13 protein-coding genes are annotated in these 14,479 nt (G+C 72.9%); 6 read left to right on the plus strand and 7 right to left on the minus strand.

Features of this window, described 5'->3' with window-relative positions:
• Positions 1-37: 37 nt before the first annotated feature.
• Together ACZ6BB_RS32130 and ACZ6BB_RS32135 are read right to left on the minus strand one after the other, a co-directional pair.
• Positions 38-487, minus strand: coding sequence for a GNAT family N-acetyltransferase (locus tag ACZ6BB_RS32130; RefSeq protein WP_471618630.1), 450 nt, complete (start codon positions 485-487; stop codon positions 38-40).
• 23 nt (positions 488-510) lie between these two features.
• Entirely contained in the window at positions 511-948 is a 438-nt protein-coding gene (locus ACZ6BB_RS32135) for a MarR family winged helix-turn-helix transcriptional regulator (RefSeq protein ID WP_471618631.1), read from the minus strand.
• A 126-nt stretch (positions 949-1,074) separates the two neighbouring features.
• Here ACZ6BB_RS32135 and ACZ6BB_RS32140 point away from each other — a divergent pair, with 126 nt between their 5' ends.
• A complete protein-coding gene (locus tag ACZ6BB_RS32140) occupies positions 1,075-2,097 on the plus strand; it encodes an NADP-dependent oxidoreductase (protein ID WP_471618632.1) in 1,023 nt (340 codons plus the stop codon).
• 123 nt (positions 2,098-2,220) lie between these two features.
• Here the strand turns inward: ACZ6BB_RS32140 and ACZ6BB_RS32145 are convergent, their stop codons facing one another.
• Positions 2,221-3,393 (minus strand): serine hydrolase domain-containing protein, encoded by a 1,173-nt coding sequence (locus ACZ6BB_RS32145; RefSeq protein ID WP_471618633.1) that lies wholly within the window; start codon positions 3,391-3,393, stop codon positions 2,221-2,223.
• A 259-nt stretch (positions 3,394-3,652) separates the two neighbouring features.
• Between ACZ6BB_RS32145 and ACZ6BB_RS32150 the strand changes: the two genes are divergently transcribed.
• The 3 genes from ACZ6BB_RS32150 (at position 3,653) to ACZ6BB_RS32160 (ending at position 6,386) form a co-directional block, all read left to right on the plus strand.
• Entirely contained in the window at positions 3,653-4,231 is a 579-nt protein-coding gene (locus tag ACZ6BB_RS32150; RefSeq protein ID WP_471618634.1) for a TetR/AcrR family transcriptional regulator, read from the plus strand.
• A gap of 65 nt (positions 4,232-4,296) precedes the next feature.
• Positions 4,297-5,490: a GDSL-type esterase/lipase family protein gene (locus tag ACZ6BB_RS32155; RefSeq protein WP_471618635.1), complete on the plus strand. Its 1,194-nt coding sequence runs from the start codon at positions 4,297-4,299 to the stop codon at positions 5,488-5,490.
• A gap of 68 nt (positions 5,491-5,558) precedes the next feature.
• On the plus strand, positions 5,559-6,386 hold the full coding sequence (locus ACZ6BB_RS32160; protein WP_471618636.1) for an EI24 domain-containing protein: 828 nt from the start codon (positions 5,559-5,561) through the stop codon (positions 6,384-6,386).
• A 34-nt stretch (positions 6,387-6,420) separates the two neighbouring features.
• Here the strand turns inward: ACZ6BB_RS32160 and ACZ6BB_RS32165 are convergent, their stop codons facing one another.
• Both ACZ6BB_RS32165 and ACZ6BB_RS32170 read right to left on the minus strand, forming a co-directional pair.
• Positions 6,421-7,740, minus strand: a complete 1,320-nt coding sequence (locus tag ACZ6BB_RS32165) for a pyroglutamyl-peptidase I (protein ID WP_471618637.1) — start codon at positions 7,738-7,740, stop codon at positions 6,421-6,423.
• A gap of 140 nt (positions 7,741-7,880) precedes the next feature.
• Positions 7,881-8,477 (minus strand): TetR/AcrR family transcriptional regulator, encoded by a 597-nt coding sequence (locus ACZ6BB_RS32170; protein WP_471618638.1) that lies wholly within the window; start codon positions 8,475-8,477, stop codon positions 7,881-7,883.
• A gap of 111 nt (positions 8,478-8,588) precedes the next feature.
• Between ACZ6BB_RS32170 and ACZ6BB_RS32175 the strand changes: the two genes are divergently transcribed.
• On the plus strand, positions 8,589-11,051 hold the full coding sequence (locus tag ACZ6BB_RS32175; RefSeq protein WP_471618639.1) for a glycoside hydrolase family 3 protein: 2,463 nt from the start codon (positions 8,589-8,591) through the stop codon (positions 11,049-11,051).
• Between the two features lie 214 nt (positions 11,052-11,265).
• Here ACZ6BB_RS32175 and ACZ6BB_RS32180 read toward each other — a convergent pair whose 3' ends face one another.
• Positions 11,266-12,165 (minus strand): SGNH/GDSL hydrolase family protein, encoded by a 900-nt coding sequence (locus ACZ6BB_RS32180; RefSeq protein ID WP_471618640.1) that lies wholly within the window; start codon positions 12,163-12,165, stop codon positions 11,266-11,268.
• Positions 12,166-12,509: 344 nt separating this feature from the next.
• On the opposite strand from ACZ6BB_RS32180, the gene ACZ6BB_RS32185 reads away from it, so the two are divergent.
• Positions 12,510-13,004: a DUF3145 domain-containing protein gene (locus ACZ6BB_RS32185; protein WP_471618641.1), complete on the plus strand. Its 495-nt coding sequence runs from the start codon at positions 12,510-12,512 to the stop codon at positions 13,002-13,004.
• A 109-nt stretch (positions 13,005-13,113) separates the two neighbouring features.
• Here ACZ6BB_RS32185 and ACZ6BB_RS32190 read toward each other — a convergent pair whose 3' ends face one another.
• A complete protein-coding gene (locus ACZ6BB_RS32190) occupies positions 13,114-14,385 on the minus strand; it encodes a beta-ketoacyl-[acyl-carrier-protein] synthase family protein (protein WP_471618642.1) in 1,272 nt (423 codons plus the stop codon).
• Positions 14,386-14,479 lie beyond the last annotated feature (94 nt).

The following is a 14,479-nucleotide window of genomic DNA, read 5'->3' on the forward strand; positions in this document are numbered from 1 at the left end:
CCGCCCGATCGCCTACGCGTTTCTTCCGCCCGGTCGCCTACGCGCCGCGGCCCTGCGAACCCCCGCCTATCACGCGGTACATGCCGATCGAGCCGTGCGCGGCGGTGTCGGCGAAGCCGAACTTCTCGTAGAGGAAGCGGGCCGGGCCGTCCGCGATCAGCGAGACGTACGCGGTGGCGGGCGCCCGGCGCTCCAGTTCCTCCGTGAGCGCGGCCATGATGCGCCTGCCGAGGCCGCGGCCCTGGTGGGCGGGGTGCACACAGATGTCGACGATCTGGAACGCCGTACCGCCGTCCCCGATGACACGCCCCATGCCGATGGGCCGCCCCTCGTGCCGGAGGACCACTCCGTGCCAGGTGCGGGGCAGGGCGAGCGCGACCGCTTCGGGGGCCTTGTCGGACAGGCCCGCATCGGTACGCAGACGGCGGAAGACCTCGACCGAGGGCACGCCCATGCTCAGGTCGTAAGGGTCACTCTGGCTCGGCATGCATTACACGATACCGGGCGGCCCTATGCGCCGACCATCCTCCGCAGCAGGTCGCGCAACACCTCCCGCTCGGCCGTGCTCAGCCCCGCCAGCGGCTCCCGGGCGAAGTCCAGGGAGTCCCGCAGGCTGGCGGCGACCCGGCGGCCCTCGGCCGTGGCCGCGGCCAGCTTCACGCGGCGGTCGCCGGGGTCGGGGCGGCGTTCCACCAGGCCCCGGGTCTCCAGTCGGTCCACGATGCCGGTCACGTTCGAGGGTTCGCAGCGGAGTTTCTGGGCGAGGCGGCGCATGGGGAGCGGTTCCAGGGAAAGGAGGCCGAGGAGGCGGGCCTGCGCGCCGGTGAGCGTGTGCTCGGCGGCGGCGTCCTCGTACTCCTCGTGGTAGCGGGCCACCACCGTGCCGATGAGTTCGACGACCTCCATGGTCAAGGGGTCGACGCGAGGGGTCGTCTTCTGCGTGGGCATGGGGTCGAGGTTACCTCTTTACTTGACAACATGAAATATTCAGGAGCATGGTTGTTTCAGTCAATGAAGTAACCGCACGGTATGCACCACCGTTCGCACCACGCACCCGCAGGAAGGCCCACCCCCATGTCCGACACCCCCGCCCTCCCCGCCACCAGCCGCGAATGGCACCTGCTGAGCCGCCCCGTCGGCTGGCCCAAGGACGAGGACTTCGCCCTGGTCGAGGCGGAGATCCGGCAGCCCGGCGCGGGTGAGGTCCTCGTACGGAACACGTACCTCTCCGTGGACCCGTACATGCGTGGCCGCATGAGCGACGCGAAGTCCTACGTCGCCCCGTTCGAGCTGGGCAAGGTCATGCAGGGCGGCGCCGTCGGCGAGGTCGTCGCCTCGGCGGCGGACGGCATCGCCGTCGGTGACCACGTGCTGCACTTCGGCGGCTGGCGCGAGTACGCCACGATCGACGCCAAGCAGGCCGTGAAGGTCGACCCGGACGCCGCGCCGCTCTCCACCTACCTCGGCGTCCTCGGCATGACCGGCCTCACCGCCTACGCGGGCCTGCTGCGGGTCGGCGCCTTCAAGGAGGGCGACGCCGTGTTCGTCTCCGGCGCCGCCGGCGCGGTCGGCAGCCAGGTCGGCCAGATCGCCAAGCTCAAGGGCGCCTCCCGGGTCATCGGCTCGGCCGGCTCCGACGACAAGGTCAAGCTCCTCGTCGAGGAGTACGGCTTCGACGCCGCCTTCAACTACAAGAACGGCCCCGTGTGGGAGCAGCTCAAGGAGGCCGCCCCCGACGGCATCGACGTCTACTTCGACAACGTGGGCGGTGAGCACCTGGAGGCCGCGATCGGTGCGCTCAACCTGCGGGGCCGGGCCGTGATCTGCGGCATGATCTCCCAGTACAACTCCACCGAGCCGACCCCGGGCCCGCGCAACATGGTCAAGATCCTGCAGAACCGCCTGCGCGTCGAGGGCGTCCTCGTCGGTGACCACTACGACTTCCAGCCGCAGTTCGTCCAGGAGGTCGGCCCCTGGGTCGCCTCGGGCGCGCTCAAGTACCGCGAGACCGTCGTCGAGGGCATAGAGAACAACCTGGAGGCATTCCTCGGCGTCCTGCGCGGCGACAACACCGGCAAGATGATCGTCAAGCTCTGAGCCCCACCCCGTGACGGACGCCCGCTCACGTTCGTTGCACATGACGGAGTCCGCACCCCTGGACGTGGGGTGCGGACTCCGTTCGTGTGCGCGCGGCCGGGCCGCGGGCCCGACTCGCGGCTCTCAGAGCGCCAGCGCCGCCGTGTGCACGGCCTGTACGAACCCCGCGTTCTCCGGCGCCGCCCCGCCCGGGAAGGCCATACGGCGACGGGTGTAGCCGTAGGCGAGGCCGCTGCGGGGGTCGGCGAAGGCCTGGGAGCCGCCGGCGCCGCTGTGGCCGAAGGCGCCGGCGCCGAGGAAGGGGTGGACGAGTTCGGCGGTCGCCTGGAAGCCGAGGCCGAACGCCTTGGGGGCGCGGGCCACCAGGTCGTGGCCGACGGAGTGTATCTGGCCGAACTCGCCGATGGTGTCGGGCTTCAGCAGCGGCGGACGGCCGTCCACCGTGCTGATGGCCGCCGCGTACATCCCGGCGAGCCCGCGCGCCGAGCCGACACCGCCCGCCGAGGACTGCCCGCTCGCCCGCACGATCCGCGCGTTGGGGAAGTCCGTCAGCTCGCCCGGCTCCGGCACCTGGGAGTTGAACGCGATCGACGCCAGCGTGTGCGGCCCGCGCGGTACCGCGTCCAGCTCGGCCTGCTGCGCGGGCGTCGGCGTCATCGGCAGGACGGTCCGGAAGCGCGGCTCGTGCTCGGCCGGCAGCCCCAGGAAGAGATCGAGCCCGTACGGGGCGCGCACCCGCTCCTCGTACACCTCCTGCAGCGTGCGCCCCGTCGCCCGCCGTACGACCTCTCCGGTGAGCGCGCCGATCACGAGCGCGTGGTACCCGAAGGCCGTGCCCGGCCGCCAGAACGGGCGCTGGACGGCGAGCCGCTCGGCGATCACCCGGTCGTCCGCCAGCTCCTCCAGCGTGAACCCGGCATCGGTGCCGACGAGCCCCGCGCGGTGCGCCAGCAGCTGCCGCAGGGTCACCGCCCCCTTGCCCTCGGCCGCGAACTCCGGCCAGTAGTGGGCGACTTCCCGGTCCAGCTCCAGCACACCGTCCTGGACGAGGAGCGCGACGACGAGATGCGCGGCACCCTTGGTCGAGGAGAACACCCCGTGCAGCGTGTCGCCACCGGTCTCCGCCTCGGGGCCGGCCCACAGGTCCACGACCCGCCGCCCGTGCACATACGCGGTCAACTGCCCCTCGTAGTCCGCCCGTTCACCGGCCACGAACACGGCGAACGCCTCGCGCACCGCCTCGAAGCCATCGGCGACCGTCCCCTGGACACCGACCGCCCGGGTCCCCTCACTCATACCCATTCCCTCTCCTCGGCTCCACCCATCCCCCACCCACCACCAACACCCGCCCCACCTGCGTGAATTCCCCTGGTGACTCCGGGCGACCGTGGGGGAGGGGCGGGAGCGGCCAGCGGTATGCGGTCGTGTCCACCGGAGCCTCGCGCCGATGTCGGGGCACCCTCCTAAGGCTTGAGGTCTCTTGCCTAAAAGCTTTAGGCAATTGCATAATCCATCCAGTCGACGCCCGTCGACGCCGGTCGAGTGAAGGACGGTCATGGCACGCGTGGGTCTCACCCCGGAGCGCCTCGCCCTGGCGGGCGCGGAGTTGGCCGATGAGATCGGGTTCGGGGAGGTGACCGTGTCCGAGCTGGCCCGGCGGTTCGACGTGAAGGTCGCGAGTCTGTACTCCCATGTGCGCAACTCCCAGGACCTCAGGACCCGGATCGCCCTGCTCGCCCTGGAGGAACTGGCCGACCGGGGCGCCGCCGCGCTCGCCGGACGGGCCGGGAAGGACGCGCTGGCGGCGCTGGGGAACGTGTACCGCGACTACGCCCGCGCACACCCCGGCCGCTACGCGGCGGCCCGGCTGAGACTGGACCCGGAGGCCGCCGCGGCCAGTGCGGGCGGCAGGCACGCGCAGATGACACGGGCGATCCTGCGCGGCTACGACCTCACCGAACCGGACCAGACCCACGCCGTCCGCCTCCTCGGCAGCGTCTTCCACGGGTACGTCAGCCTGGAGTCGGCCGGCGGCTTCAGCCACAGCGCCCCCGACTCGCAGGAGAGCTGGGACCGGATCCTCGACGCCCTCGACGCCCTGCTGCGCAACTGGCCGGTCCCGCCCCCCGGTTGATGCAGAGGGCGGCCCCACGCCACGCACCGCCGGACCCTCCACCCCACCGATCGTCAGGTCAGGTCATGCCCACGAACTCCGAGAACCCCACCGGCCCCCACTGGATCACCACCCCGCTCACCGCCGACCTCCTGCGCGGCGCCCTGGAGCTGGAGCGCACCGAGCGCGGGGTGCTGCCGCACCGGCTGCCGGCCCGGGCCCGCGCCCAGTGCACCGATCCGCAGCTGGCCGTCGTCGAGTCCCAGCCCTCCGGCGTACGCCTCGTCCTGCGTACCCGCGCCACCGCCGTCGAACTGGACGCCCTGCGCACCAAGCGGGCCTACGTGGGCGCCCCGCCCCGCCCGGACGGCCTGTACGACCTCCTCGTCGACGGCCGGCTGACCGCCCGCGCGAGCGTGCCGGACGGCAACACCATCACCCTCGACATGACCACCGGACGGTCCGAGCACCGCCCCGGCCCACCCGGCACCGTGCGCTTCACGGACCTCCCCGAGGGCCTCAAGACGGTCGAGATCTGGCTCCCGCACAACGAGACCACCGAACTCCTCGCCCTGCGCACCGACGCCCCCGTCGAGCCCGTCCCGGACCGGGGCCGCAGGGTCTGGCTGCACCACGGCAGCTCGATCAGCCACGGCTCCGACGCGGCCGGCCCCACCGAGATCTGGCCCGCCCACGCCGCCGGCCTCGCCGGCGTCGAACTCGTCAACCTGGGCCTCGGCGGCAGCGCCCTCCTCGACCCCTTCACCGCCCGCGCCATCCGGGACACCCCCGCCGACCTGATCAGCGTCAAGATCGGCATCAACCTGGTGAACCACGACGTGATGCGGCTGCGCGCCTTCGCCCCCGCCGTGCACGGCTTCCTCGACACGATCCGCGACGGCCACCCCACCGCGCCCCTCCTCGTCGTCTCCCCGATCCTCTGCCCCATCCACGAGGACACCCCCGGCCCCAGCGCCCCCGACTTCACCGACCTCGCCGAGGGCCGCCTCCGCTTCCGCGCCATGGGCGACCCGGACGACCCCACCCCCGGCAGGCTCACCCTGAAGGTGGTCCGCGAGGAACTGGCGGCGATCGTGGCCCAGCGCTCCCCCGAGGACCCGAACCTCCATCACCTCGACGGCCTCACCCTGTACGGCGAGCGCGACACCGCCGCCCTCCCGCTGCCGGACGACCTGCACCCGGACGCCGAGACCCACCGCCTCATCGGCGAACGCTTCGCGAAGCTGGCCTTCGGACAGGAAGGAGCCTTCGCCCCCTGAGCACCCCGGACCGCGCGCCCGCGCTCCCACCGCGGACCGCCCGCACCCCGCTGGGTAAAATTTGCCCCATGCGCGATCTAGGGGTGGGTTTCCAGTACCTCGTGCAGGGCCAACGCTGGGTGGCCAGGCACGGCAAGCAGTACGGCTTCGGTCTGATCCCGGGCCTGATCACACTCGTCCTCTACCTCGGCGCCCTGGTCGCGCTCGGCGTCTGGGGCCCGGACTTCGTCACCTGGGCGACCCCCTTCGCGGACGACTGGTCCAGCCCCTGGGCCGGCCTCTTCCGCGGCCTCCTCACCGCCGTGCTGTTCGCCCTCGCCCTGGCCCTCGCGGTCGTCACCTTCACCGCGGTGACCCTCCTCATCGGCCAGCCCTTCTACGAGAGCCTCTCGGAGAGGGTCGACCGGGACGTCTCCCCGGACGGCACCGCACCGGAGTCCGGCCTGCCGCTGTGGCGGGAGCTGTGGATCTCGGGCCGGGACAGCCTCCGGATCGTCGTACGGGCGCTGGTGTGGGCCCTGCTGCTCTTCGGCCTCGGCTTCGTCCCGTTCGTCGGCCAGACGGTCGTCCCCGTGATCGGCTTCATGGTGACCGGCTTCTTCCTCACCGAGGAACTGACCGCCGTGGCCCTCCAGCGCCGCCGCGTCGAACTCCGCGACCGGCTCGCCCTCCTGCGCTCCCGCAAGACCCTGATCTGGGGCTTCGGCACCCCGCTGGGCCTCGCCTTCCTGGTGCCGTTCGTCGCCGTCTTCCTGATGCCGGGCGCGGTCGCGGGCGCCACCCTCATGGCCCGCGACCTGCTGGGCGAGGAGACGGCCGACGAGGACGAGCGCCACCGCGTCCCCCCTCAGCACGGTCAGAACAGCATGTTCCGCAAGCCCGGGGTCGGCGCCTGAAGCAGATCCTCGGCGCCGACGCCCGGACCCCGCGTCAGTCCCGCGTCCCCCGGGCGGCCCCTGAACCGGTCGCGGCGGCCTCCACGGCCACCGTCACGATCGCCCGCACCTGCGCGATGATGTCCAGCCGGTTCCGCACGAACGCGGGATCGGTCACCGTCCCGGTCGCCGGGTCCGTGTTGCCGGCGCCGAACTGCAGGACGGGCGTGTGCACATGCCCGCCCGGCAGCGAGGCGCCGAGCCCCAGCCGGTCCCGCAGGAGCGTCGCCCGGTAGGCGATCTCGTTGGAGAGGTAGTCACCGCCGCCCCCGGCCCGCGCGGTCGAGCCGGGGGTCGGCCCGTCCGGCCGTACGACCGCCGTCGTGCCGCCCGCGGGGATCTCGGTCACGCTCGTGTTGTCGTACACCGGGAAGCGGCCCGTCTCCGCCGCGACGATGTCGGCGTACGGCAGGGTCGTGGTCGTCCACTGGGGCTGGCCGGCGGGGTCGGTCACCGGCACGGTCCCGGTGCGGCCGATGTTGTCGTTGTCGGCGAAGCCGCCGCGCCAGGCCCCGTTGGTCCGCTCGACGTCGAAACGCCCCACCCGGCCCTGGCTGACGGTCGCGAAGAGGTCCACCCGGGGCAGTCGCCCCCGCAGGGTGCGCTCGACCGTGCCGTCCGTGAAGTCCTGCCAGCGGACCGGGAAGACGGCGGTCTCGATGCGCGCGGGGCCGTCGGCGGTCCGGATCACCGTGCCGTCGAGGGCGAGGGCCGCGGCCCCGGACGGGTTGGAGATCCGCACGTCCCGGTCCAGCGTGAACGGATCGAACCCGGTGACGAGAACCCGCTTCACCCCCTTGCCTGCCCGGGGGTGGTTCAGGGAGTCCTGCCCCCGGGACGCCTGCTCCAACGCGCCTGTCAGTGCGGCTCTCTGACCGTCCGACAGGCCGAACTCCGGCGTCCAGCCCCGCACTTCCCGGGTCATGCCCAACCGCGCCCAGTACAGGGGCCGGTCGTCGTCGCGGCTCAGATCACCGCCCGCCGGCCCGCGCCCCTGCGCCCGGTCCACGGCCCGCCTCCACAACCGCGCACCCTCCCGTACGACGATCCGCTCGGCCTGGGCGTACGACCGCGCGCCGTCCAGCGCCCGCCCGAACTCCGAGGCCACGGTGCCGAATCCGGACCGCCGCAGGATCTCCTGAGGGACGGCCCGGTCGAGCCGCTGCTCCTCGACGGTGGGGGCCGCCGCCGACGCGGCCGAGGGGGAGGGGGCGGCGGGAGCAGTGGCGGACGCGGGGGTGCAGAGACCGGCCAGCAGGGCCGCCAGGCCGATCGTCGTGCCGCGGGCCCGCCGGGAAGTCAGTGGGGATGTCAAGGGACTCGGGGTCCTTCCGTCGCTGTCGTGCCGTGGGGGTCTCGCTCCGGACCGCGGCAGTATCGCGTGACGGGAGGGGTGCGCGCCACGCCACCTTCGGCCACCACGGCAGGCCCGGCGGTACGCGCGCGCGGCCGGCCTCAGCCCGGGTCCTCGCCCAGCAGTGCCAGGAAGTCCCGGAAGGCCCCCGGCATGTCGACGGACCCCGGATCCAGCAGCCACTGGTACTGCAGGCCGTCCATCACGGCCACCAGCAGCGGCGCCGCCCGCTCCGGCGTGAGACCGCTCGGCAGCCGGTCGCCGTACTCGGCGCGCAGCACCTGCGCCATGGCCCCCCGCACCCGCCCGTACCGCTGCGTGAAGAACTCCCGCGCGGGATGGCCCTCGGTCACGCTCTCGCCGAGCAGCGCGGAGAAGGTCTGGACGATGCCGGGCCGCATGGCGTTGTACTCGACGAGGGAGCCCAGCAGATCGAGCCGCAGCGTGCTGTCGGGCAGCGCGTCCCAGCGGTCCCGTTCCTCCAGGACGGCGACGAGCAGGGCGTCCTTGGTGGGGAAGTGGTGCAGCAGGCCCTGCTGGGTCAGCCCGACGCGCTCGGCGACCGCCGCCATGCTCGCGCCCCGGTAACCCCGCTCGGCGATCACCTCCAGGGCCGCCAGCACGATCTCCGCGCGCCGCTCCTCGCCCCGGACGCCCCTGGTCCTGCCGGTGCCGCTCATGCCGTCACCGTACGGCATCCGGTCCCGCCGGCCGAGAGAGAAAATTACTGCAAGATAACAAAACCTACCGCTCTACAGGTAACCGATGCACGATGAGGGGACGACCGGACTCGACGAGGAGGCACCGCGATGGCGGCAACCCCGGGCACCCACCCCACCCCGGCCGACGAGGCGCGCGAGGCGGCAGTGGAGAAGGCCCTGGCCGGACTGGACCTCGACGCCAAGGCGAGGCTGCTGTCCGGACAGGACATGTGGACCCTGCCCGCGCTCCCCGAGATCGGCCTCGCCTCCCTCGTCATGTCCGACGGGCCGATCGGGGTGCGAGGGGTGCGCTGGACCGCCGACGACCCGTCCGTGGCGCTGCCCTCCCCGACCGCCCTCGCCGCCACCTGGGACCCCGAACTCGCCCGCCGGGCAGGGGTGTTGCTCGCCCAGGAAGCCCGCCGCAAGGGTGTCCACGTCCTCCTCGCCCCCACGGTCAACCTGCACCGCTCCCCGCTGGGCGGCCGTCACTTCGAGGCGTACAGCGAGGACCCGTACCTCACCGGGGAGATCGGCTCGGGCTATGTGACCGGCGTCCAGACCGGCGGGGTCGGTACGACCGTCAAGCACTTCGTCGCCAACGACGCCGAGACCGACCGCTTCACGGTGAACAACCTGGTCTCCGCACGCGCCCTGCGCGAGCTGTACCTGGCCCCCTTCGAGGCGATCGTGGCGAACGCCCACCCCTGGGGCATCATGACCGCCTACAACCAGGTCAACGGCTCCACGATGACCGAGCACCGCCACCTCGTGAACGAGGTCCTGCGCGGCGAGTGGGGCTTCGACGGCTTCAACGTCTCCGACTGGCTGGCCGCCCGCTCCACGGCCGGAGCCCTCGCCGGCGGCCTCGACGTCGCCATGCCCGGCCCGGCCACCGTCTACGGCGAGCCTCTGGCGGCCGCCGTCCGCGCCGGCGAGGTCACGCGGGCCGCACTCGACGAGGCGGTCCGCCGGGTCCTGCGGCTGGCCGCCCGCGTCGGCATCCTGGAGGGCGCCGCCCCGGCCGTCACCGACCTGCCCGCCCCCGTCGACGGCGAGGCCCTGGCCCGCGAGGTCGCCCGCCGCTCCTTCGTCCTGGTCCGCAACGACGTACGGGACGGCCGGGCGGCCCTGCCCCTGAAGCAGGGCACGAGGACCGCCCTCATCGGCGCCGCGGCCCGCGACGCCCGCGTCCTCGGCGGCGGCTCCGCCACGGTCTTCCCCTCCCGCGTCGTCTCCCCCCTCGACGGCCTGACCGCCGCCCTCCCCGAGGGCGCGCTGACGTACGCCCTGGGCGCGGACCCCAACGAGGAACTGGCCGTCGCCGACCAGGGGTTCACGCTCCGGGCCGTCTGCCGTGACGCCGCCGGCACGGTCATCGGCACGCGCTCCGCCCCCAACGGCCACATCCAGTGGATGGGTTCGGACCTGCCCGACGGCGTCACCCGCACCACCCTGCACACCGTCGAGGTGACCGGCACCTTCACCCCGCGCGAGACCGGCACGCACACCTTCGGCGTCAAGGGCCTCGGCGCCTACACCCTCACCGTCGACGGCACGACCCACTTCGACGGGGTCCGGACCACCGACACGGACGACCCCTTCGTGTCGTTCTTCGGCGCCCCCGTCCCGCTGGCCGAGGTCGCACTGACCGAGGGCACACCGGTGCGGGTCTCCCTCACCCATGTCGTGGAACTCGCCGCCGACGCCCCGATCACGATGCTGGCCTTCTCGCTGTGCCACCAGGAACCGCAGCGCGACCCCGACGACCTGATCGCCGAGGCCGTCGAGGCCGCCCGCGCCGCCGACACGGCCGTCGTCGTGGTGGCCACCACCGAACGGGTCGAGTCCGAGGGCTTCGACCGCAAGGACCTCCGCCTCCCCGGCCGCCAGGACGACCTGGTCCGCGCGGTGGCCGCCGCCAACCCCGCCACGGTCGTGGTCGTCAACGCGGGCTCCCCGGTGGAACTCCCGTGGCGCGAGGAGGTCGCCGCCGTCCTGCTCACCTGGTTCCCCGGCCAGGAGGGCGGCGCCGCCCTCGCCGACGTCCTCACCGGCGCCCATGAGCCCGGCGGCCGTCTCCCCACCACCTGGGGCTCCCTGTCCGAGGCCCCGATCACCCAGGTAACCCCCACCGCCGGCGAACTCCGCTACGACGAGGACGTGTTCATCGGCTACCGAGCCTGGGACAGGGAGGGCAGGACCCCCACGTACCCCTTCGGTCACGGTCTCGGCTACACCGACTGGACGTACGAGTCCCTCGACGTCACCGGAACGACGGCGACGGTACGCGTCCGCAACACGGGCACCCGCGAGGGCCGCGAGACCGTCCAGCTCTACCTGGCCCCCACGACCGCGGACGCCACCCGCCCGACCCGCTGGCTGGCGGGCTTCGCGACGGTCGAGGCGGCCGCCGGCGAATCCACGGAGGCCGTCATCCCTCTCCCGCGCCGAGCCTTCGAGATCTGGGACGAGACGGCCGACGCGTGGGTGTACGTGAAGGGTTCGTACGAGGTGGAGGCCGGCCGCTCGATCGGGGACCGCCGCACGCGGGTGACGATCGAGGCATAGGGACCGGGGCCGGCAGGGCCCCCGTCAGGGGCGCGGGGCCGTGTCACCGTGCGGCTCCGCCGGCGTGTACGTGGCGGACACCTCCGGACGCCCGGGAAGCCCACTTGCCCGTCCGGACTCACCCGGGTCGGCCGGACCCGGCCCCGCCCCCCGGGGCAAGCGTGTCGAAGAGGTCGCTCATGAGCGAAACCCCAGGTCACGGCAGAACCCCAGGTCACGAGCCTTTCCTGCTGATGATCCGGTACGCGATCTCGGCCAGCCGCGCCTGCCCGTCCACGCTCGGGTGGAACCAGTCCCACTGGCTGAGCTGGGTCTGTCCGAAGCGGTAGGCGAAGACGGCGCCCCCGTCGTAGCGGCAGTGGCGGTCCTTCTCGCACACCTCGCGCAGCACGTCGTTGTACGCCTCCACCCGGCCCTGGACGGCGTCGCGCCGCTCGCCCGCCGCAGTGGTGAGAAGGTCGGGGTCGGCCAGCATGGACGGGCAGATGCCCAGCTTCCAGACCTGCTTGCCGACCGGGTTCGAACGGCCCTCGGACCACAGCCGCTTCAGGTCCGGCACACTCGCCACGAACACCTGCGCCTTGGGCAGGCTCTTCCGCAGGGTGGTCATCGCGTCCTCGAAGTCGGCTCGGAAGTCGGCGACCGGGGTCATCGCGGCGGCGGTCGCCCGGCACGCGTCGTTCGCGCCGATCATCACCGTGACCAGCTCCGGCTCACGGGAGACCGCGCGGGCCATCTGGCTCGGCAGATCGGCCATCCGGGCCCCGGTCACCGCGTAGTTCCAGCTCCGCCGCGTCGCCCCCGCCTCACCCAGCAGCCGCACGGCGAGACTGTCGACGGAGGCCTTCGTCCCGGTCGCCCAGGACACCTCGGGGCAGTCGGAGAGCACCTGGCACGCGTCGAAGCCCCGGGTGATGGAGTCCCCGACGGCGGCCAGTGACTCGGGGGTGCTGTCCCAGGCGGGGGTGGGCGAGGCGGAGGGCTTCGCTCTCGGTCCCGTCCCCTCGGGGCCGGGGGAGTCGCCGCCGGTGGCGTCACACCCCGACACGCCGAGCAGGACCGCCGCCAAGGCCGCGCCGAACACCGCCCTCGAACGGTGGCGTCGCTTCCGCATCCCCTGGTCCCCTCGGTCGGTCCCGCACGTACTGGCTCCCACCCATGACAACGCGCGGGAGTTCCCGGGAAGCGAAAGCCGTGGGTCCGATGCGACAGAAGGCGGAACCGTTCCATCCGCACAGGCGTCCCCACAGGTGGCCGCGTCGTCCCGGGAGACAGACCACCGGACCCGCGGCGGGGAGTCCGGCACGCGTCCCGCCGGGTGAAACAGCACCGCATCCTGGCCCTTGCTCCGACGGTACGTCACACTCCTTGCCCCGCCGCACGGTAGCCTCGCCCCGTGGCCGCCCGGCCACCGCCGATCCGTCGAATCGCAAACCGTCCTGCTCTGTGGAGGCCCCGGTGACCACACGTGGAGTCCTGTACGTGCACTCCGCGCCGCGTGCGCTGTGCCCGCACGTGGAGTGGGCCGTCGCGGGCGTTCTCGGGGCCCGGGTGAACCTCGACTGGATCCGGCAGCCGGCCGCCCCGGGCACCTGGCGCTCCGAGTTCTCCTGGCAGGGCCGGGCCGGCACCGCCTCCACGCTCGCCTCCGCACTGCGCGGCTGGCACCTCCTGCGCTTCGAGGTCACCGCCGAGCCCTGCGCCACCGCCGAGGGCGAGCGCTACAGCTGCACCCCCGACCTCGGCATCTTCCACGCCGTCACCGGCATCCACGGCGACATCCTCATCCCCGAGGACCGCCTCCGGGCCGCCCTGACCCGCTCCCAGCGCGGCGAGACGGACCTGGAGGCCGAGATCGCCAAGCTCCTCGGCAAGCCCTGGGACGACGAACTGGAGCCCTTCAGACACGCGGGAGAGGGCGCCCCGGTCCGCTGGCTCCACCAGGTGGTCTGACGACCCGTCAAGGCGCGGGGAACCGCGCCGCGAGAGGCACCTGACGTACCGACAGCTGTGGCCCGGATCCCTGGAAGGGACCCGGGCCACACGCGCGTCAGCGCACGAATCACACCGTCCGGAACGCCAGCACCACGTTGTGCCCACCGAACCCGAACGAGTCGTTGAGGGCGGCGATACGGCCCTCGACCGGCAGCTTCCGCGCCTCGCCGCGCACGATGTCCGCGTTGGCCTCGGCCTCGGGGTCGAGGTCGTTCACGTTGATCGTCGGCGGAGCCACCCGGTGGTACAGCGCGAGCACCGTCGCCACCGTCTCCACCCCACCGGCACCGCCGAGCAGGTGCCCGGTCATGGACTTGGTCGCGGACACCGCGAAGTGGTCGGTGTCGTCACCGAACACCTTGCGCAGCGCCTTCAGTTCGGCGATGTCACCGGCCGGCGTCGACGTGCCGTGCGCGTTGACGTGCACGATCTCCGCCGGGTCCAGGTCGGTGCGGTCCAGCAGGTTCTGCAGGGCGTGCGCGATGCCCCGCCCCTCCGGCTCCGGCTGCACGATGTCGTGGCCGTCGGCGGAGATGCCCTGGCCCACGGCCTCGGCGTAGACCCGGGCACCCCGCGCCGCCGCGTGCTCGGCCGACTCCAGGACGACGACACCGGCACCCTCGCCGAGGACGAAGCCGTCACGGCCGGTGTCGTACGGACGGGAGGCGCCCTGCGGGTCCTCGTTGTTCTTGGACATCGCCATCATGTTGCCGAACGCGGCGATCGGCAGCGGGTGGATGGCGGCCTCGGTGCCACCGGCGATCACGACGTCGGCGCGGCCGGTGCGGATCATCTCGATGGCGTAGCCGATGGCCTCGGCGCCCGACGCGCAGGCGGAGACCGGGGTGTGCACACCGGCGCGCGCGCCGACGTACAGACCGACGTTGGCGGACGGGCCGTTGGGCATCAGCATGGGCACGGTGTGCGGGGAGACGCGGCGTACGCCCTTCTCCTTCAGCACGTCGTACTGGTCGAGCAGGGTCGTCACGCCGCCGATGCCGGAGGCGATGACCGCGCCGACACGGTCCGCGTCGACGGTGCCGTCGTCGGCGGAGGTCTCCGTGTAACCGGCGTCGGCCCACGCCTCCTTGGCCGCGATCAGCGCGAACTGCGCCGAGCGGTCCAGACGGCGGGCCTGCGGCCGGGGGATGACCTCGATCGGCTCCACGGCGATCTGCGCGGCGATGCGGACCGCCTGGTCGGCGGCCCACTCCTGCTCCAGGGGACGGACGCCGGACCTGCCGGCGATCAGACCCTCCCAGGTGGAAGTCGCGTCGCCACCCAGCGGTGTGGTTGCGCCGATACCGGTGACGACCACGGTGCGATTGGTCGAGTTCACGGGAGTTTTCTCCAACGGTTACGAGGATTCAGCGGCGCCACCGCCGGGTGGCGGGGCAAACGGACTGCTCCGCGGTGGGATCGGGACGGACCCG

Source organism: Streptomyces sp. NPDC041108, assembly GCF_055592645.1.

Excerpts from the sequence above, each read along its gene's own strand:
- ACZ6BB_RS32130 (WP_471618630.1), bottom strand. The coding sequence starts at position 487 with ATGCCGAGCCAGAGTGACCCTTACGACCTGAGCATGGGCGTGCCCTCG.
- ACZ6BB_RS32145 (WP_471618633.1), bottom strand. The coding sequence starts at position 3,393 with ATGAGTGAGGGGACCCGGGCGGTCGGTGTCCAGGGGACGGTCGCCGAT.
- ACZ6BB_RS32180 (WP_471618640.1), bottom strand. The coding sequence starts at position 12,165 with ATGCGGAAGCGACGCCACCGTTCGAGGGCGGTGTTCGGCGCGGCCTTG.
- ACZ6BB_RS32170 (WP_471618638.1), bottom strand. The coding sequence starts at position 8,477 with ATGCCGTACGGTGACGGCATGAGCGGCACCGGCAGGACCAGGGGCGTC.
- ACZ6BB_RS32155 (WP_471618635.1), top strand. The coding sequence starts at position 4,297 with ATGCCCACGAACTCCGAGAACCCCACCGGCCCCCACTGGATCACCACC.
- ACZ6BB_RS32135 (WP_471618631.1), bottom strand. The coding sequence starts at position 948 with ATGCCCACGCAGAAGACGACCCCTCGCGTCGACCCCTTGACCATGGAG.
- ACZ6BB_RS32140 (WP_471618632.1), top strand. The coding sequence starts at position 1,075 with ATGTCCGACACCCCCGCCCTCCCCGCCACCAGCCGCGAATGGCACCTG.
- ACZ6BB_RS32175 (WP_471618639.1), top strand. The coding sequence starts at position 8,589 with ATGGCGGCAACCCCGGGCACCCACCCCACCCCGGCCGACGAGGCGCGC.
- ACZ6BB_RS32160 (WP_471618636.1), top strand. The coding sequence starts at position 5,559 with ATGCGCGATCTAGGGGTGGGTTTCCAGTACCTCGTGCAGGGCCAACGC.
- ACZ6BB_RS32150 (WP_471618634.1), top strand. The coding sequence starts at position 3,653 with ATGGCACGCGTGGGTCTCACCCCGGAGCGCCTCGCCCTGGCGGGCGCG.